This is a genomic window from Chitinophaga dinghuensis, assembly GCF_003259435.1.
In the GTDB taxonomy this organism is placed as follows: domain Bacteria; phylum Bacteroidota; class Bacteroidia; order Chitinophagales; family Chitinophagaceae; genus Chitinophaga; species Chitinophaga dinghuensis.
On the sequence record NZ_QLMA01000010.1, the window covers coordinates 75,944 to 96,660 of the forward strand.

Here is a 20,717-nt window from a genome sequence, read left to right on the forward strand (position 1 = left end):
ATAGGTTTACTGTTGAAGAATTAAAGTGATAAAGCCTTTCACTACCTGTCCGTTACCCAGCTCGAGGATGTAGTAATAAGTACCTTCCGCCAGCTGATGTCCGTTCAGTTTACCATCCCATTCATTGGCATAGCCTCTGCGGTTATAGACCATTCTTCCTGCTCTGTCAAATATTCTCACTTCATTATTTGGATACCTTGAGATATTTTTCACCATCCAGCGATCATTGATACCGTCGCCGTTAGGTGTGATCAGGTTGGTAGCCTCTACTTGTACTTCGCCGGATACTTCCAGTTTGAAATCTGTAGTTACCGTACAGCCGTTACTGTTAGTAACCGTCACCAGATATGTATTGGAAGCTTCTGGTTTAAGCGTCAGTGTTGGCGTGTTTTTGCCATCCACGATACCAGGCGCTTCACCCCACTGATAACTTACGCCGCCACTGGCTGTCAGATGCACAATACTTCCTGCTGGAACAGGATTGGGTTTATCGCTCACAATCTTCACATCTGGCAGTTCATTTACCAGCAACTGGAAGGTGATCGTTTTCTGGTCCACACCGCCATTAGCCGTACCGCCATCATCCCGCACCAGCACTGTAATCGTAGTAGTGCCGCTGATATTTTGTTTCAAAGTGTATCGGATAGCGCCAGTTCCATCTTTATTATCGCGGGTAGTCAGGCTTTCGAAGAAATCATTACTACTGGTAGCAATAATGCTGATATTCTGATTCGGCTCTGGTCCGGCACTCAAGCCTGTCAGCTTGATTTCCTGCGCCTGATGACCATCACAAACTACCTGGTTAGTTACCTGATCGATTGTTGGCGGCTGGTTAATAAACAGCACATTGATGGTGAAATCCTTTTCGAATGTCAGGCCTCCATGATCGGTAACGCGTATACGAATTTTGTAACTGCTCTTCTGCAAGTAATTAATAGCGGCATTAGAGAACAATTGATTGCCGGTCAGTTTAAACTGTGCATCATCCGGACCGCCGGCGAATGCCCAGGTAAAGGTTTCACCCGCATCAGGATCTGTTCCGGTGAAGCTACCGATCAGGGTTCCTACCGCCGCCTTATCCAGGATCGTGTTCTTATCCAGGGTAATATCCGTAGGCGCCTGATTAGTACTGGTAACATTGATGGTGAAATCTTTGGTGAAAGAAAGTCCACCCGCATCGGTCACTTTAATCTTAATACTGTAAGTATTCTTCGTCACGTAATTGAATACGGCAGCTGTTTTCAATTGATTACCCACAATGGTAAACTGCGCGTCATCTGTACCGCCACCAAAAGAATAGGTGAAGGTTTCGCCAGCATCCGGATCAGTGGCGGTGAGATTACCGACTGTAGTGCCTACTATAGATCCTTCAGGAACCGTGTTTTTATCCAGACTAATATCTGTAGGGGCATGGTTCACTTTCGTCACCGTAATCACGAAATCTTTTGTGAAGCTCAGGCCGCCTGCATCGGTTACTTTAATCTTAATATTATATGTATTCTTCGCACTGTAATTAAACACAGCAGCGGTTTTCAGCTGATTGCCTGAAATGGTAAACTGGGCGTCATCTGTGCCTCCACCGAAAGAATAAGTGAAGGTATCGCCGGTATCAGGATCAGTGGCGGTGAGATTGCCAACTGTAGTACCTACAATGGAACCTTCAGGCACAGCAGTATTACTCAGACTGATATCTGTTGGCGCATGGTTCACTTTCGTCACTGTTATCACGAAATCTTTCGTGAAGCTCAGTCCGCCCGCATCAGTTACTTTAATCTTGATATTATAAGTATTCTTCGCGTTGTAGTTAAATACAGCAGCGGTTTTCAGCTGAGTACCTGAAATGGTAAACTGCGCATCATCTGTACCGCCTCCGAAAGAGTAAGTGAAGGTATCGCCGGCATCCGGGTCTGTGGCAGAGAGATTGCCAACTGTAGTACCTACAATAGATCCTTCAGGTACCGAGGTATTATCCAGGATAACATCTGTAGGCGCATGGTTCACTTTCGTTACTGTTATCACGAAATCTTTCGTGACGCTCAGGCCGCCCGCATCGGTTACTTTAATCTTGATATTATAAGTATTCTTCGTTGCGTAGTTAAAAACAGCAGCGGTTTTCAACTGAGTACCTGAGATGGTAAACTGTGCATCATCTGTACCTCCGCCGAAAGAATAAGTGAAAGTATCTCCGGTATCAGGATCTGTAGCAGAGAGATTGCCCACTGTAGTACCTACGATTGATCCTTCAGGCACCGAGGTATTATCCAGGATAACGTCTGTAGGCGCATGATTTACTTTCGTTACTGTAATCACGAAATCTTTGGTAAAGCTCAAACCGCCCGCATCGGTTACTTTAATCTTGATATTATAGGTATTCTTCGTGTTGTAGTTAAATACAGCAGCGGTTTTCAGCTGAGTTCCTGAAATCGTAAACTGTGCATCATCTGTACCTCCGCCGAAAGAATAAGTGAAAGTATCGTTGGCATCAGGGTCTGTTGCAGAGAGATTGCCCACTGTAGTACCTACAATGGATTCTTCAGGAACTGCGCTATTATCCAATGCGATATCTGTAGGCGCATGGTTTACTTTATTCACCGTAATCACGAAATCTTTCGTGAAGCTCAATCCACCCGCATCGGTTACTTTAATCTTGATATTATAAGTATTCTTCGTTGCGTAGTTAAATACAGCGGCAGTTTTCAGCTGATTGCCTGTAATAGTAAATGCGGCATCATCTGCACCTCCATCGAAAGAATAGGTAAAGGTATCGTTGGCATCAGGATCTGTGGCGGAGAGAGTACCAACAAGCGTATTCACTGGTAGCCCTTCATCCACAGCGTTATTACTGAGGGAAATATTTGTTGGCGCTTCATTCACATTTGTCACCTGAATGGTGAACACTTTATCAAAAGTCAAACCTCCATTATCTGTTACACGGATTGTTATGGTATAACTATTCTTCGTCTCATAGTCAAATACAGTATTGGTTTGCAACTTGTCGCCAGTAATTACAAAATTAGCGGCATCCGCGCCTGGCAGGATGGAATAAGTATTCGGTCCTGCAGGATCGCTCACATCGGCAGACAGTGTGCCCACAATAGTATTCACAGCCGAGTTTTCCGGAACTGTATTTCCAGTGAGGGTAATATCTACCGGCGCTACTTTATTAATAGTAATAGTGAAAGTCTTGGTTACAGATAAACCACCTGCATCAGTAGCTTTCAGGCTAACTGTATAAGAAGGCTGTGTAGCGTAGCTGGCTGCAACATTCAGGATCAGTTTATTATTAGTGATAATGAATTTATTATCATCCGCACCGCCAGCAAAAGTGAAAGTATGGGTATCATTAATATCCTGATCCACTGCCGCGATAGTGGCCACTTCTGTACCAGCGGCACTTCTGTCGTTCACGGAAGTACTACTGAGCGTGATATCTGTTGGCGCATCGTTGGCATCGAGTATTTGAATGGTGAAATCCTTCTGCAAAGTGTTATTGTTTGCATCGGTCACCTTAATGGTAATCTGATAACTGGATTTAGTTTCATAATCAAATACCACTGCCGTATTCAGTTCATTTCCGTTGATGCTGAAATTAGCCGCATCCGCTCCTGGCAGGATGGTATAGGTAAATGGCGCTGCACTGTTCAGGGCTACTGTTGATAATGTTCCAACGAGTGTATTCTGCGCCAGATTCTCTTTCACCGTATTATTCGATAACAGGATATCTGTAGGCGCCTGGGTAGCTTTTATGATGTTGATCGTCAGATTTTTTTCAAAGGAAAGTCCGCCGGCATCTGTTACCCTTACATGAATGATATAAGTATTTTTCACACTGTAATCAAACAGTGCATTTGTCTTCAATTGATCTCCTACAATATCAAATGCTGCATTATCGGCGCCGGTAGGCAGGCTCCAGGTATGCGTATCATTACGATCCGGATCTACTGATGTCAGGGTGCCTACTACAGTCCCCAGAGGAGCCGTTTCTACTACCGCATCATTAGAAATGTTCAGGTCTGTAGGTGCTTCGTTTACATCCAGAATAGTGATCGTAAAGCTCTTGGTATAGGAAGCGCCATAATCATCTGTTGACTTAATGGTAACCTGGTAAGTGGATTTCGTTTCATAATCAAATATCACGTTGGAAAGGAGTTGATTTCCCACGATGATGAAGTTCGCCGCATCAGGACCACTTAAAGTATAGGTAAAATTATTTCCCGCGTCTATGTCTGTGGTTGTAAGATTGCCTATTACCGTACCAGTTGGTTTATTTTCCGCTATAGTACTATTGTCTAATGTAATATCAGTAGGCGCATGATTCAGTACTCCATTGACAATTGCCGGACCGCCTTGCGTATTAGGTCTTCCCACACCGTCAGTAAACTGATTAGCCGGAACAGTTATCGTAACAGGACCAGTAGCGGCAACACTTACAGTAACAGTATATTGTTGATCAGAAACTTTAATAATATTGGTAATACTACCGTTCGAAATATTCAGGTTACCGGCGGTTAACTGTGATACTGGTTTGGAAAGATTCACCGTTACATCGAAAGTATTGACTGCAGTTGCTGGGGCTGTTAATGTAATATCGAAAGGTAGTGGATCGAAAGTCCAGTTGAGCGTATTGGATTGTGCATTGGATACATTAAAAGCATTGGTCAGTACGCCTGCCTTTAAGTACAGGGAAATGGGACCTGGTCCGGAAGGCGATACCTGGAATGTATATTGTAGTGTGGATGATTGATTAATATTATTGATCGTTCCGTTGGAAATTACGAAATCAGCTGCCGTCAGGACCGGAGTCATTGCTGTTGAAAGCGTTGCAGTAATATCAAACGGGCTGTTATAAGAAGGTGGGCCCGCCAGCGTTACAGTGGGGATGGTATTATCGTAGTTACCCGTAAACGAATATGCTTGTGCTAATGGATTTCCTGCAAGATCATTAAATGAGTTGGCCAGTACATTTACAGAGAAACTACCAATAGATGAAGGAGTAACAGTTTGCTGATAGTGTGTGGCATCTACCTGTGTAAATGCGGAAGCAGTGGCATTATTCCAGGTAATTAAACTTGGATTAACAAGGGTTACAGGTTCATTGAAGGTATAAACGAAAGTAAAAGTGGCATTATAAGTAGTAGCCGTAGGTAATGTGAGAATAGGCGCTGTATGGTCATATGTAATGACAGCACTTCCTGTAACAGGCCCTACCAGCAGATTACCGCTCATATCCTGTATATTATTACCCGCAGGTATCTGCAACTGCAGATTACCATCGCCGGTAATACTTCCAAACTCCACTTTATAAGTAGTAGGACTAATCTGCGTAACTGCAGTTACTGTGGCGCCAGTTAGTCCGGTGGACATAACCGCTGCAAAATCTGAAGTAACCGGGGTTTGTACATTTTCGCTGAAAGTGATCTGAAATGCGCCAGTACTCGCGTTGGTAGGACTGATAGTCAGTGCCGATACGGTAACTACCACCGGAGGTTTTACATCATAATGATAAGTAATGGAATTAGCGATATTTCCATTGCCGAAGTTATCATAAGCAGCATTATCAAGTACGCCAAAAGTGATATCTGTTTCTAGTGCCGTTGGCGTAAAACTCACCTGGTAGGTTGTATGATCGAAGGGAGAGATTTCTACCAATGTGGGCGTACCATTCGTTCCGCTTAATCCGCCCACCGTCAATCCTGTTACCGGTTTATTAAAGGTCAGTACTGGCTTAAAAAGATTTGCTGCTTTATCCACATTGGGGGTAATAGTAACAGTAGGCCTTTGTAAATCATAGTTCACTGTTACCGGATTGGAAGCATTACTTGGCACTCCTGTTGTGCCGTTAATGGCATTCGCCTGTAGCTGCAGGGTGATGGTACCTGCAGCTGGCGTTGCATTGGGAGTGATAGTATAGGTATAGGGACCGCCAACAGCTGTACCAGTAAAGGTAGCCGAGGCGTTAGAAAGTGATAATTTAGTAGGATCAAATGCTCCGGAAACACTTTTATCGAAGGAGATACTAATGTCAAAAGGGCCATTAACGTTCGTCTTGCCGGCAACCAGAGTAATGGTTGGCACAGGAGGTTGTTGCGGCGCTTTATCCAGGTAATAAACGTTACTGGAGCCATCAGCTTCAAGCGGATTGCCCGCCAGGTCAGTAATTCCGCATAGTGCCGCTTTTAATGCCAGGCCAAAAGTAGAAATAGCAGCAGGATCTGTATTGACAACATTGGTGAATGTGGCAAGTCCTGTCTTCTTATCGCTATTCATTGCAATAGTCAAACCGCCTGTAGTAACAGCATTACTACCAGTGGCTACCCAACCGTTATTGGTTACATTGGTAACCGGTTCGCTGAAGACGATATTGAAAGTTAAGCTGGCATTAGTATTTGGTCTATTTGAAGCACCATTAGTAGTAAAAGTACTTACTGTTGGCGGCGTACCATCAATGATGACGCCAGTTACCTGTGTTGGTCCTGCCGGGAAATAATACTTACCGATATCCAGATAATCAGTGGAATTCACATCTTTGATGAGTCCGGACATTACTTGTATATAATTACTCCAGGAAACAGTTCCACTCATATCATCACCTGGGCCCACCACGTAACTGAAATATTGTATGGGGCTATTTGGTTGCCCAGCTTCAATCACCGCATCATGGGCGCCATTGGCTAATGTAATGGGGATTTTAGTAATACCAGTAATTTTTACTGAGGTATTAAATGTGACAGCGAACCGGAGTTTGTCTCCTTTCTTATAATTTCCGCTGCTGGGGCCCTGCACCTGCGTAATAGCAGGAATCGTTCTACGTGCAGCTATGGCACTGTTAACTACAGTAACAAGCGATAACAGGAGCAACACTAGAGAAAAGATAGATCTCTTTCTCAGACAATGTACGTAAAGTTGGTGCATAGTCGGATGAATAGCCAATATGGACACAGGCATGACCTGCATGCAATTGGTTGGTACTTAAAATTGATTTTGATCTGATAAGCGAACCTCAAATGCTGCAAGCATGAGTAACGCGGAGCTTTTCTTTAGGGTGGCTAAAACGAAGTAGGTATAAATCGGCCGGAAAGATAGTTCAAATTTCGGCAATTTATATTTTTTTTTCAGATCAGGTCAGGAAAGGTAGGGTTATAAAGAAGCTGGTTCCTTTTCCTAATTTACTTTTTACGCTGATTAATCCCTTGTGATTCAATATGATATTTTGAGTGGCCGTTAAGCCTAATCCTGTGCCCTTTGTCTTACTCGTAAAAAAGGGCTCGAATAGTTTATTGAGGTTTTCTTCAGGGATACCACTACCGTTATCGCTTATACGAACAACGACCATATTGTTATCTACTGTAGAACTGATTTCCAATACGCCTTCTCCAGGGGGCATTGCTTCTATTCCATTTATAATGATATTCAAAAATGCTATTACCAGTTTCTCTTCATCGGCAAGTACTTCCAATGGCTTATCTGTCAACTCTTTTACCACATCTACATTACTCAACTGCAGTCTGTCTGCAGCCAGATGTAAAGCTTTATCCAGTATACTATTGAGTAAGGTGGGTTTCATTATTAACTCCACCATTTTAGTGGATTCCAGCAAGGCGCTCACTAACTGATTAATACGCTTGCAGTTTCTTTCCATAATGTCCAGATATAGCTGGGCTTCCTCTGTTTCGGCCTGGGGTTCCATCTTTAACTGAGAGGTAGCGAGCAAAATATTGGTCAGCGGATTCCTTACTTCATGTGCTACCACCCGCGCAATACGGCCGGTAATGGCGAATTTCTCTTGTTGCTGCTTTTCGCGGGCTTTCTGTTTCCGGGCAGTGATATCCTGGATAATACATAGATACTGCTCATTCTTTTCATCCAACATGGAAACGCTCATCATCACATCCAGTTGCTGGCCGGTACGATTACGCAGCAAGTACTCCTGCTGTATAATCCCATGCTGCGAGAGATCTCTGCTGGCGAAGGCCATTGCGTCTTCCGTAACAGCAAATAACCTGCTTAAATGAAAACTGTATAATACCTTTTCTTCATAACCAAACAACCTTATGGCTGCTGGATTTGCAGCTACAATTCGCTGATGTTGATCTACCAGCAAGATTAAATCATTTGATTTTTCGAATATGCTGAAATAACGCTTTTCACTTTTCGCAATCTCATTCAGATGCGCATACTTATCCAATGTATATCGGATGGCCCTTTCCAGTAGTGTGGCAGTAATCTCACTCTTTACAAGATATTCCGATGCGCCAGCCGCCATCGCTTCGGTATCAATCTGGTAATCCCCTTTTCCTGTAAACAGTATCACCGGCACTTCATAGCCTAACTTGTGGAAATATTTCAGTATATCTATTCCCGTATGACTTCCTAAACGATAATCCACCAGGTATAAATCATGCTGCTGACGGGCAATAGCATCTATGCCCTTCTGGTAAGAAGACGCCCACTCCAGTAAATACTGATCAGGCGAAATGTCCTGCAACAGGGCATTTACGAGGAAATAATCGTCCTCGTCATCATCAATCATCAGAATACGTTTCTTAGTGCTGTTGGGCATAATAAAAGATAGAATACGACTAGCAAGATAAGTTATTAAGTATCAATATGCGCATCTTCTCCTGCTGTCCGCACCACATTCCTTCGTGGCATAAACCAGGCAGGGATAAGGGTTATCAACAATATCACCATGGATATATGAAAACCTTGCTTCAATGCAAAATGATGTGCCTGCATATTCGAAAATCCTTCCAGGATATGTTTATTGTAAGTACCCTGTGTGATAATCGCCAGCATAGCAATCCCCAGGGCGCCGCCTACCTGCTGCATCAGCGTACTGATACTGGAGGCCATGGTGACCTCCGGAGGACTTACAGAACTAAGCGTGGCGGAGTTCAGGGGCGCCAGTAGCAAGCCCATTCCCAGCCCGCGAATAGTCATGGTAATAATAACTTCATTCATACCGCTTCCTTTGTCCAGTCTCGCAAACAGGAACATGGATAATGCCAGCAACAGTATTCCTGCCAGCGATATTTCCCTGCTGCCATGTTTATCCGACCATTTCCCGGCAAAGGGCATCAATGCCGCCATGAATACAGAGTTGGGCAAAATCAGCAAACCAGACATCCCTTCCGAATAGCCCATCTGTTCCTGCAACAGAAAAGGCATGAGGAAAAGTCCCCCGAAAAGCGCTGCCGCTCTGGAAATCGTCACCAATATACAACTGACAAACGCGTAGTTACTGAATAGTCCCAAGTCGATAATCGGGGTTTTCACTCTTCTATCGATGATGATAAAAGCGATTAATGCCATAAACGCAATAGCGAGTGTGAAGAGGATTTGGGGAGACATGATTCCCACCCGTTCCGCTTTTGCAATCCCATATTGGAGACAAACGAGGAAGATGGTTAGGGTACTGAATCCTGCGAGATCGAATGGCAGCTTTATCCGTGGCTGTTTACGCAGTATGCCCAGGTATTTGAAAGCCATGTATACGGTGAGGATACCGATAGGCAGATTAATATAAAAGATAGATGGCCAGCCGAATTTTTCAGTGAGGATTCCTCCTAAGGTAGGCCCTATTGCCGGCCCTACGAGGTTGCCCAGGCCCCACCATCCCAGTACGGAGCCTCTTACCCGCGAAGGAAAAATATAAGAGATAATAGCCATAGAGGTAGGCGCCATCGCGCCTCCGCCTAATGCCTGTATCACGCGGGCCGCCAATAATGAAGGTAAATCTTTCGATAAAGCACAAAGTAAAGACCCAATGGTAAACAGGATGATTGCGCCGAGATACAGGTTAAAGAATCCAACACGGTTTTTCAACCAGTTAGTCAACGGCATGAGTACGGAAAAGCTCAGCATGTAAACAGTGATCACCCATTCTATTTCATCGAGCGTACAGTTGAACTGCCGACTCATTACAGGAAGGGAAATGTTTACGATACTGGAATCTATCCCGGCCATGATGGTTCCCATGATGATTACGATGAGAACGCCGGTCCTGTTTACATCTCTCATACTCTGTCTTTCATCATGAATATCAGTTGTGCTTTGGCAACCACGGGATTCAATGGATTACAGTTGATCATAAAGAGATAAGTGGCCAGTTCTGAGAGTTGCCAGTCGGTAATCATTTCTCCATCTTTAAAGCAGTAAACCTTCCTGAAATTGAAGTTCACTGGTATATTCAGCGCTGCACAGGCATGCATGGCGCGGTCCAGCGGTTCCTGTGCCATTCCCAGTTCTTCATAGCCCAGCTCTTTCAGTATTTCACTGGCAGTATAGAGCAGTGGCGGATTACGCAACTGCGAGATGTGCTCTGTGGCAGCAATATCTTCCAGGTAATCAAAAAGTTTAAGCATGGCTGTTACCATTTAGTTGTGAAAGTTGCTGAAACAACTCTTTTTCCTTGTCCGACAGATTGGTCGGGATATGTATTACTGATTTGATGTATAAATCTCCTGCGGTTCCTTTGTTATCATATGCTGGCATGCCTTTTCCTTTCAACCGGAATACTTTTCCACTATCGGTGCCCGCCGGAATATTCATGTTCAACGCACTGCCTGGTGTAGGCACGGTGATTTTTCCTCCCAGCACGGCGGTATAAAGCGGCACTGCCACATCTGCGTATAAGTCCTGCCCTTTCAGCTCATATCCCGGATGAGGGGCCAGTTGGATAGTAATCAATAAATCCCCGTTTTCGCCTGCTTTACGGCCCGGAGAGCCTTTTCCCTTCAGTCGGATCACCTGCCCTTCGTAGAGACCAGGTTTCAGCTTCAGATTGAGCCGGCTGCCATTAACTTCCACCTGCCGGGTACCGCCATTATAAGCATCTTCCAGACTCACTTCCATTGTTGCCTGTACATCGCGGCCCCGGGAAGGCTGCTGTTGCCTGCGACCACCGCCTGAAAACCGGCTGCCAAACAGTTGTTCAAAGAAGTCCGAAAAGTTGCCTTCTCCCCCAAACATATCCTCCATATTCCCGGAATAAGAGTAGGAATGTCCGCCTCCACCGCCAGCGCCGCCGTATTGCGACCAGTCAAAGTCTTCCGGACGTCCGCCATGCTGCTCATAGTACTTGTAGTTTTCGCCGAATTGATCGTATTTTTTACGCTTTTCGGGATCACTCAGTACTTCATATGCTTCATTGATTTCTTTGAATTTATCTTCTGCCGACTTATCTCCTTGATTCTTATCGGGATGGTATTTTACTGCCAGCTTTCTGTAAGCCTTTTTGATCTGTTCTGCTGTCGAACTTTTCTCTACGCCCAGTATTTTGTAATAATCCTTTACATCCATAATTATAAAACTTGTTATGGTGAGAACTTGTTCTATGAAATTACGGAATAGCTGACATTTTTTTCTCAGCCAGCTACCATAGCGGGCAGCTGGCCGTAAGAAAATTTATTACCTTCCGTCGAGCAGGTTGAGGCCCAGTTTATCCACAATATATTTTGCAGCGAGCTGCCCTTTCACACTATTTCCTGCTTTATCCAGTGGTGGAGCAAACACAGCGATGGCCAGTTTGCCCGGAATCACTGCAATAATACCTCCGCCAACGCCACTTTTGCCAGGTACTCCAGTATGATATACCCAATCGCCGGTACTATCATACAATCCTTCTGTGATCATGGTAGCCAGGATTTTAGGACAATGATCTGCTTTGATAACACGTTCCTTGGTAACAGGATTAATCCCATTATTGGCCAAGGTACCTGCCATTACCGCCAGATCTCTGGTGTTTGTGCCGTAAGAGCAGGCTTTCGTATATAAATCCACGGATTCATCTACATTATCATAAAACCTGCCATAGGAATAGAGCAGCCATGCAATAGCGCGATTATGCTGATTAGTGGCGGTTTCTGAGGCATACAACTTGTCTATCACCGGCAATCTGCGACCGGCGAATTTGGCGAAAATGTCATCAATCCTGGTCCACTTTGCAGCGCTGTTAGGGGCTTTTACAAAACTATTGGTGGCCATCGCGCCAGCATTTACCAATGGATTTACTGCTCTGGCTGGTTCTAACTCTACCGCCAGTACGGAGTTGAAAGGCATCCCTGTGGCATTCACGCCAATACTGTCCTGTATAGCTTCCGGCCCGCGGTCTTCCATCGCTAACGCCAGTACGAAAACTTTGGAGATAGATTCAATACCAAACTCATATTTAGTGTCTCCGACTTCGTATACTTTACCGTCTGCCGTACATACTGCAATGCCGTAAAGTTTGGGGTCCACATCAGCCAGGAAAGGAATGTAGCTGGCATTTGCCCCTCCGGGCGCCGACTTATACTTCTCGTATGCTTCATTCACTGCACTGCGTATAGCCGCTTCCGTTACAGGCGATTTACTCTTTTGTGCCAGCGTGCTGTTGACAAACAACAGTGTACAAATCAGTGCACAAAAGAGCGAGTTCATTTTTTTCATAAGGAGTAATTTAAAATTTGTACATCATTGATACTTGCAGCCGACTATTATCCCCACTCTGTTTGTCGATAGTGATATGCTTGCCATATAAATATTCTAATCCGAATTTTACAAAGGCAGAAGGATAATAGAGCAGGTTCACTACGCCGTATTGTGTGGACCTGAAGTCTGTAACCGGCTGCCAGCGCTGATCATCCAGTCTCAGGTAACCATACCCGAAGGAAGTACTGAGTTGATCGCTCCACCAGTGGTCATAGAAACCCATGATGGCAAATACCGGAATTGTCTGGATATCAGCTTTACTTTTTGCGACGGCATCATATCCGCCGCCACCCAGGTCATTGAAATATCGGGCAATACCTTTTCCATATGTTGCCTGATATACGAAATTGTCTTTTTTAAGCGCACTCACTTCAACAGTACCTGTCAGGTTGAATCCCCAACCGATACTGGTATGTTGCCTTTGTAAAACGTCATCATAGCTGATAGGATGCAGTAATCCTGCCAACTGGATATGACTGGCATCTGTGAAGTTGCAACGAAACTGCGTGACAAAATCAGGGAATAACCTGCGTGTGGTCAGTCCTGAATCAACAGGATATTTTACATCACTGCCGGGATTTTCGAAACTGAATGCCAGGGTTGATTTTCTGGAGAGAGGTTGTGTATAGCGTACCTGTATCTGCCTGGTAAATACCATCGCATTAGGCCCTTCATAATCCAAGGTATTTGGAAATACATCAATATCCATAAACCCGGACCAGTATTGACCTGCGCCCCATCGGCCTACTTGTCCCCATGCATGACGGAGACGCGGCACAGAGGTTCCATCCGGATTAAACAAGTCAAATTCAAGTATCGTTTTCAGTTTTCCCAATTTGGTATCCGACTCAGAGCCAATAGTGAGGCGGGTCTGCCGGGGCGTAAAGGTAAGGATTCCCTGCGAGGCATTATTGATCGGGATAGAACTGGGGATAAACGATTGCGTGTTGCCAGGTTGTTTAAAGTCGTATATAAAATCCGCCTGAATATAACCGCCGATAGTAAGTTTCGTATTCTTGAAGTCCGCTACCACAAAGCCTCCCAGCTTTCCGGACTCCAGTGCGCTTCTGGTTTCCGTACGACTAGCAGGCGTTTGACGTACAATACGTCCTTGTATCAGTTCCACTTTTGCTTCGAGGCTATCAATCCTACGCATCAGGCTGTCCAGAGTCGTTTGTGCAGATACAATAAACGGAAACAGGAATAGCAGTACGATCAGGGAAATCTTACAGCTATGAAACCACAGGTGTTTGCACATATTTTCCTGATTTGAATTATAGATGAGTATGAGGTTTCTTCGCAATAATTAATGGCAAAGCCACGAAGATGATCGTACCGCCAGCCACCATTGCCACATAAGAGCCCGGACTACCTACCGGTAGTTGAGTTGGTGGGAAGAAAGCGACTACAAAAGAAAAAAGGGTCGCCACGAAGCCCAGTCCGGCAAACAGCCACATACCGGCATTTCCGCCCGGTACTTTATAGGAGCGCGGCAGGTCGGGCATCGTATATCTCAGCTTAATTCCAGTAGCATACATCATCAGATACATAATGAGATATAAGCCTATTGTCAGTGCGCTCAACAGGAAGAAGGCTACACTTACATTATCCATAAAGAAATAAAGAGAGGATAGTATGCTAACGATACAACCCTGAACGATCAGGATATTTATCTGTATTCCGTTCGCATTTGTTTTAGACCAGAAAGGAGGCAATACGCCTTCTTTAGCGGTCCAGAGTAAGCCTCTGCTAGGACCGGCTATCCAGGAAGTAACGCCTGCCAATACGCCGAAAGCCGCCAGGATACCGATAATACTCGTCACCCATGGTACGCCGTTTTTAAGGAAGATTACCCGGAAAGCCTCCATTAATCCGGCTTGCAGATCTATTTGTTCATAAGGCAATACAGTAGCCACTGCCAACGATCCGAAAGTGAATAATGCGAAAATGATGATTCCGGCCAATCCAATAGCTTTGGGAAAATCCCGCTGTGGATTTTTCAGTTCCTGGGCATGTACGGCGTGTACTTCCACCCCTGCAAAGAGCAAGAGAATGCCAGCCAGAAAAGCGATGTCTCCCATACCCTGGATATTCGGCGCCCAGCGCGGTTGTAATTGTCCGTTTACTTCCTTCACAATACTGGCCACATTTTCGGTAGGATGGAGGAATTGAATTTGTTCTCCTTTTAAAATATAAACGATGGCAATGATGATAATGACTACGCCAGGAACGACTGTTCCCGCCACAAATCCGTAACTGGTTACCTTACTGATCAGATCTGTTCCTTTAAAAGCCAGCAAGGTGGCCAGCCAATAAATCACAATAGAGAAAATGCCCACAAAAGTGCCATTATTGGCCAATTCTGGCTTTCCAATGGTATAGGCAATACAGGCAGCGGCAAAAGCCAGTACCGTTGGGTACCATACTACGTTCTGTATCCATTGCAACCAGATGGCGAGGAATCCCAGTCTGGACCCAAATCCGGCTTTCATCCAGGTATAAACACCACCGCCTTTATCACTGAAGGCACTTCCCAATTCGGCCGCCACCAGCGACGCCGGAATGAGGTATAAAAAAGTAGCGAAACCTATATAGAAAAACATGGTTAATTCTTCCTTGGCCATCATTGGCAAACCACGTAAACTGATTACCGCAGCAGCGGTCATCAAGGCAAGACTAACAGTAGTAATTTTCGTTGTTGAATTTGCGGCCATAAGCATCCACAGTTTGATGTTAAAATGAAATGGCAGTCGCCGACAAACCCGATTGTTTGTCAACGACTGCCATCATATATCGCTGTTAGTTATGTGCATAACCGCCAGCTTCTTCCCTTGTGAGTGGGACAGTAATAGGGTGTTTTTTGAAATATTCAATAGAGCGCTTGATGTCATTGACGAGGAGATCTGCCATGTCCCGGCTGAATCCATGGCGTATAAGAACGCGTTGAATCACTACATTATCCATTTTGCTGGGCAGTGGATAAGCAGCTATCTGCCAACCTCTCATACGCAGGCGGTCACTCAGATCATAGAGGGAGAATCCAGGATTGAGTCCTTCCTTGATACGCCAGGAAGCTCCAGGCAATCCGCCGTGGCCATCATAGAACAATTCAAAAATGTCCAGTTTTTTAATTTCCTGAGAAATATATTGCGCATGGGACATATTAGTTTCCATTATGCGTTTATACCCTTCTTTACCTAAACGCAGGAAATTATAATATTGGGCGATAATTTGTCCTCCAGGACGGCTGAAGTTCAATGCAAACGTAGGCATGTTACCTCCCAGATAGTTTACATTAAAAATCAGGTCTTCCGGCAGGTCGGATCTGTCGCGCCATACTACCCAACCCACTCCCAGCGGAGCGAGTCCATATTTATGTCCGGATGCGTTGATTGATTTCACTCTGGGTAATCTGAAGTCCCATTGTAAATCCGGGGTGATGAAAGGAGCAATGAATGCGCCGCTGGCGGCATCCACGTGAATAGGTACATCTATACCTGTATCTTTCTGATGTTTATCCAGCGCATCAGAAATCGCTTTCACATCTTCATACAGGCAGGTAAAAGTAATCCCTAAAGTAGGTACTACGCCAATGGTGTTTTCGTCTATACGGGAGATAACGTCTTCTGGCTGCATGGTTAATTTTCCGGGTTCCAGCGGTATTTCACGCAGTTCCACATCAAAGTAGCGGGCAAATTTATGCCAGCATATCTGGACAGCGCCACAGATAAGATTTGGTTTTGACGTATCCTTTCCAGCTGCCTGGCGTTTTTTGCGCCATTGCCATTTTAGTGCGAGTCCGCCCAACATGGCCGCTTCACTGGAACCAGTAGTAGAACAGCCAATAGTAGTAGTGGCCGCCGGAGAATGCCATAGATCTGCGAGAATATTCACACAGCGGGCTTCTATGGCCGCCGTCTGCGGATATTCATCTTTATCAATCATATTCTTATCAATACAGTCGTCCATCAGTTTATGGACTTCTTCATCCATCCACGTCTGGCAGAAAGTAGCCAAATTCTGCTTAGAGTTGCCATCCATCAGCAGTTCATCCTTTAGCAATGCGTACACGTTTTCCGGTAAATGGGAAATATCCGGCATTTTGTTGAGGACGATGCCTTCCCGCATGTAGGGCGACGTGTAGATGTCTTCCCCCAGATGAGGCTTATCTGTTCCATTTGTGAAGTGTTTAAGAATCTGTAAGGGCATAAAGAAACGTTTTGATTTAGTGATGATGTTTCCGTTCAGGATTCATAGCAGCGCCAAGGGAGAATAGGACAGCATGGTGAATGAGCTAACAGTAATTTTAGGAATACGGGACGCTGATAAGAGAACACACGTTTCCAGAAAATGTTCATACACAGATCAATAGCACCAACACCTTCACTAGATAACTCCATTGAAAAAAACTAGTTCGTTGTTCAACTAATTTTTTATTCAGGTGTTATACGCGAAAATGTAATTTGATATTCACATGGATTGGGATGAGATATTGGATCCTTTTTCACCAGATTTTCAGGATGCTATGGAGGAACAGTTAAGAATTGTCAACATGCAGGATGGCCTTGTGGCAGCAGCAAATGAGCTATTGGCCAGGCATTTTCCGGCATCGCAGGCGTTATCACCGGCGGTGAGTAAGCAACTGCAACGGGTAATTATCAGCCAGTCTGTACAAATGGCCAATGCCATTCACGAAGCGATGAACAATGGAACAGTAGAAGAGTAAGAAAAGTACCTATTTAGTCAACTTTAAACACCAATCTTTTAACATTTATGCCAGCAACGATACCATAGCCGTCCAATATATTGGAATAAACTCTCACGGGCTCGGATACGATATCACCTACATTCTGTTGTTGTGCTGCAACACTTTTCAGGTATTGATAGGCGTCATAGGTCAGTGTTGTCACTTCTACCATGAGGTAACTGGTGGGAGTAAGGGGATCTTGTGCCTGTAATACGAAGGTGAGTTCCCGGCCATCAAATCGTTTATCGTTCATGATAAGGCTGTTTGCAGGCGAGGCAGAAATAATGTCGACCACATTATTATTAAAGGCAGGATCAAGTCGGAACAGCAACCCAGACTGAATAGTACCGTTACTATCGGATTTGAATAAACGAATCCGGTAGTAATTCTCTGCCATAGGGTAATCTTTCAGTCCGAAGGTGATGCGACTGAAAGTACGTTGTGCTGCTGCGCCGAATATCTGGGGCGGAGCTGGCAGCGTATCTGTGCCGGATACAGGAGAAAGTCCGGCAGCGGAAGCGGAAATCGTATATCTCTTACCGGTAGTAGCTTTTTGGGAAGACACGAAGTAGTTTTTACCGAAAATCTGCTGACAGCTTACAGGAATGTTATTACCACTATCGTCCTGAATTTTCACAGCAACATTATCCAATTCACGAAAGGCAGATTCATCATAAACATTCACCGGCACGCTCTTGGTCACCCTTACATAAATGGAGCTGTCTGCCTGAATGAGACTGTTGACCACCAGCTTATTGCCTTCGTAAGAAAAGGTAATATCTACCTTTCTTTCACAGCCAGCGATCAGCAATAACGTTAACGTATATATGAAAATATGTAGTTTCTTCATGGCATCAGAATTTTACACTGTAGGTAATACTGGGCAATAGCGGCAGGATAACCAGTTTAGCGAGATAGCGTTGTTTTTCTACATCATCTCTTTTCACGAAGTAGTAAAATGGATTCTGTTGATTATAAACATTAAACACACTGAAATTCCAGCTGCGGCTCCATGTTTTTTTCTGTTTAAACCAGGTCAGTCCAACATCCAGCCGATGTGAGTTTTCCATTCTGTAGTTATACCTGGATGAATATTTATCCACCGGTGTGTTTCCATTGGGAGAAGGGTCCCAGGGAGACCCGGTTTCAACGCCTTCATAGCTTGCTACAGGCAAGGTGAGAGGTGATCCCGAGGTAAACCTCCACGCAGCGGAAAACTCCCAGTTCTTGGTGATGGCATAATTCAACAGGAGTTCTATATCGTGCCGGTGGTCATATTTATAAGGAAAGATATGGCCGTTGTTGATATCGGGGAACTGTCTGGTACTCCATGCCAGCGTATAACCTAACCAGCCCGTCAGTTTACCTTTCTTTCTGGTGATCATCAGTTCTCCGCCATAGCTCCATCCTTTTCCTATGCTAACATTGCGATCCCAGCGCAACACATCTGCCGTCAGCAAACCTGTTGGCTCCGTATATTCGATCATGTTATGCATGGTTTTATAATACCCTTCCAGAGAGAATTCCCATGCCTGTTTATTACTGGTTTTACCAATACCCAGTGCCACCTGCCGGGAAGTCATAGGCCCCACCTTATCCGTAGAGGGTACCCAGATATCGGTTGGCAATGCTGTTCCATTATTGGAAAGTAGGTGAATATATTGGTTCATGTGCGTATAAGCCGCTTTGACCGCCCAGTTGTTCGGTAGCATATACCGCAGTCCCATTCTGGGTTGCAGACTGTGATACAATCTACCCGACACCATAAAAGCCGATGCATGCAATCCGATATTCGCATATAAAGAAGGTAGCAGCTGCCAGTCGTCTTCCGCATACAACAGTAATTCCACAGCGGTATTCTTCGGACCATTAGCGGCCGTATCCAGTGGAGTAACATTACTGCCTTTATCCACAAATGTGGAAACAGAAGGTCGGAAATAATGTGTATTTACGGCAGCTCCGAAGCGCATACTATGGGTTGGTTCTGGTCTGTAATCGAAATCCAGCTTCAGCCCCCCTGTTTCCATTCTGGAATAATAGCGGCCATACTGATCGCCCATTTCATTGCTCCCAGGCAAGGCATACTTATAACCTACTTCGGTATTAAAAGCATATTGAGAGTAGTTCGCGGTGAGATTGGAGAACAGCTTCGGACCATAAATATGATTCCACCTCAATGCAGTCACCACATTCCCCCAGCCCATTTGAAAGCGATTGAACTCCGTATTGAGACGGGTGGTATCCACCACCGCTGATTTATCTTCCGATTCCTGCACACTCAGTTTATCTTCTCCTTTATAGTAACTGAAAAAGATCCTGTCTTTCGGAGAGAAGATATGATTCACCTTCAGGTTTACATCGTAAAAATAGGCCAGCAGAGAGGAGTTATTATTTCCATCCTTCAGACTTACAACCGTATTATACAGGAGGTCCGGATAGGATCTTCTGGCACTCACAATAAAGGAGGTTTTATCTTTGATGATGGGGCCTTCCAGGTCAAATTTAGCAGCGATCAACCCGATGCTCACATCACCATGAAATTGCTTCATATCGCCATCTTTCAGGGTGATATCTATGACAGAAGAAAGGCGTCCACCAAACCGGGCGGGGAATGCGCCTTTGTACAAATCGGTAGATTTCACCAGGTCAGCATTCAACAGGGAGAAAACCCCGAAAAAGTGGGAGAAGTTGAAGATGGGCGAACCATCCAGCAGAATAAGATTTTGATCCGGGCTTCCTCCCCGGACATGTATGCCGGAAATACCATCCATACCTCCGCTGACACCAGGGATAGCTTGTAAGGTACGCAGCAGATCGGCTTCTCCGAGTAATTTCGGTTGCGACCGGACGTCTGCGGAATTGATATTCACCTTACTCATCTGCGTTTGGTTTTGCAGCTTATGTGATTCTGCCGCACTTACGACTACTTCTTCCAGATTGGTGGTGGATTCCAGCGAAACGCTGAGGAATTTATTCTGGGAGGACAGCTGTTGCCATTTAGGTTGATAGCCTATATAGGAAATAATGACGGCGCTGGTATCTGCGGTAGTGGTAAAACTGAAGAAGCCAAACTGATTGGTGACGGTTCCTTGCTGGAGGGAGGGCGACCAAATGGTAGCGCCGGGGAGTTTTTCTCCGGTAATGCCATCCTGTACATAGCCACTGATAGTACGTGTAGCCTGACTGGGGGGCTGTAATACAATAAGATCTCCTACCCGGGTATAGCGGATACGATCAGGGCCAAACAGGTCTTCCAGCAGCGTTTTCAGACGTTGCTGATGGACAGTTAATGTTATTTTCCTGGATAAATTGACAAGATCCCGGCTATAGGAAAAACGGATACCATAATTTTTTTCCAACAACTCCACTACAGCACGAATAGGCTGATCTTTTACACTTACGGATACCTTTGTCTGCCAATCCCAACCCAAAACCTGTAACGGCATGCATATAAACAGCAGGCACGTTAACAGTTTTCCGGCTAACGACATATTATGGT

12 protein-coding genes are annotated in these 20,717 nt (G+C 44.9%); 1 reads left to right on the forward strand and 11 read right to left on the reverse strand.

Features of this window, described 5'->3' with window-relative positions; translation table 11 throughout:
• Positions 1 to 6: 6 nt before the first annotated feature.
• The 9 genes from CLV59_RS25475 to CLV59_RS25515 all read right to left on the reverse strand — a co-directional run bounded on the left by CLV59_RS25475 (position 7) and on the right by CLV59_RS25515 (position 16,680).
• On the reverse strand, positions 7 to 6,912 hold the full coding sequence (locus CLV59_RS25475) for a cadherin domain-containing protein (protein WP_170137926.1): 6,906 nt from the start codon (positions 6,910 to 6,912) through the stop codon (positions 7 to 9).
• Positions 6,913 to 7,117: 205 nt separating this feature from the next.
• Positions 7,118 to 8,560 (reverse strand): hybrid sensor histidine kinase/response regulator, encoded by a 1,443-nt coding sequence (locus tag CLV59_RS25480; RefSeq protein ID WP_111594932.1) that lies wholly within the window; start codon positions 8,558 to 8,560, stop codon positions 7,118 to 7,120.
• A gap of 35 nt (positions 8,561 to 8,595) precedes the next feature.
• Positions 8,596 to 10,020, reverse strand: a complete 1,425-nt coding sequence (locus CLV59_RS25485; protein WP_111594933.1) for a DHA2 family efflux MFS transporter permease subunit — start codon at positions 10,018 to 10,020, stop codon at positions 8,596 to 8,598.
• Positions 10,017 to 10,364, reverse strand: coding sequence for a hypothetical protein (locus CLV59_RS25490; protein ID WP_146616318.1), 348 nt, complete (start codon positions 10,362 to 10,364; stop codon positions 10,017 to 10,019). Before CLV59_RS25490 ends, CLV59_RS25485 begins: the two co-directional genes overlap by 4 nt.
• Positions 10,357 to 11,301 carry a DnaJ C-terminal domain-containing protein gene (locus tag CLV59_RS25495; protein WP_111594935.1) on the reverse strand — a complete coding sequence of 315 codons (945 nt, stop codon included), beginning with the start codon at positions 11,299 to 11,301 and terminating at the stop codon, positions 10,357 to 10,359. The genes CLV59_RS25490 and CLV59_RS25495 overlap by 8 nt, the downstream gene beginning before the upstream one ends.
• A gap of 108 nt (positions 11,302 to 11,409) precedes the next feature.
• Positions 11,410 to 12,429, reverse strand: coding sequence for a glutaminase A (glsA, locus tag CLV59_RS25500; protein ID WP_211324025.1), 1,020 nt, complete (start codon positions 12,427 to 12,429; stop codon positions 11,410 to 11,412).
• A gap of 10 nt (positions 12,430 to 12,439) precedes the next feature.
• The gene (locus tag CLV59_RS25505; protein WP_111594936.1) at positions 12,440 to 13,729 is read right to left on the reverse strand and encodes a DcaP family trimeric outer membrane transporter; all 1,290 of its coding nucleotides are present in this window, start codon (positions 13,727 to 13,729) and stop codon (positions 12,440 to 12,442) included.
• Positions 13,730 to 13,745: 16 nt separating this feature from the next.
• Positions 13,746 to 15,185 carry an APC family permease gene (locus tag CLV59_RS25510; protein ID WP_111594937.1) on the reverse strand — a complete coding sequence of 480 codons (1,440 nt, stop codon included), beginning with the start codon at positions 15,183 to 15,185 and terminating at the stop codon, positions 13,746 to 13,748.
• Positions 15,186 to 15,270: 85 nt separating this feature from the next.
• Positions 15,271 to 16,680, reverse strand: coding sequence for a glutamate decarboxylase (locus CLV59_RS25515; protein WP_111594938.1), 1,410 nt, complete (start codon positions 16,678 to 16,680; stop codon positions 15,271 to 15,273).
• 265 nt (positions 16,681 to 16,945) lie between these two features.
• Between CLV59_RS25515 and CLV59_RS25520 the strand changes: the two genes are divergently transcribed.
• On the forward strand, positions 16,946 to 17,197 hold the full coding sequence (locus CLV59_RS25520) for a P-loop NTPase family protein (RefSeq protein WP_111594939.1): 252 nt from the start codon (positions 16,946 to 16,948) through the stop codon (positions 17,195 to 17,197).
• Positions 17,198 to 17,210: 13 nt separating this feature from the next.
• On the opposite strand, the gene CLV59_RS25525 is transcribed toward CLV59_RS25520, so the two are convergent.
• Together CLV59_RS25525 and CLV59_RS25530 are read right to left on the reverse strand one after the other, a co-directional pair.
• Positions 17,211 to 18,068, reverse strand: coding sequence for a DUF4249 domain-containing protein (locus tag CLV59_RS25525; RefSeq protein ID WP_111594940.1), 858 nt, complete (start codon positions 18,066 to 18,068; stop codon positions 17,211 to 17,213).
• Between the two features lie 4 nt (positions 18,069 to 18,072).
• Positions 18,073 to 20,709, reverse strand: a complete 2,637-nt coding sequence (locus CLV59_RS25530; RefSeq protein ID WP_111594941.1) for a TonB-dependent receptor — start codon at positions 20,707 to 20,709, stop codon at positions 18,073 to 18,075.
• Between the last annotated feature and the right edge of the window lie 8 nt (positions 20,710 to 20,717).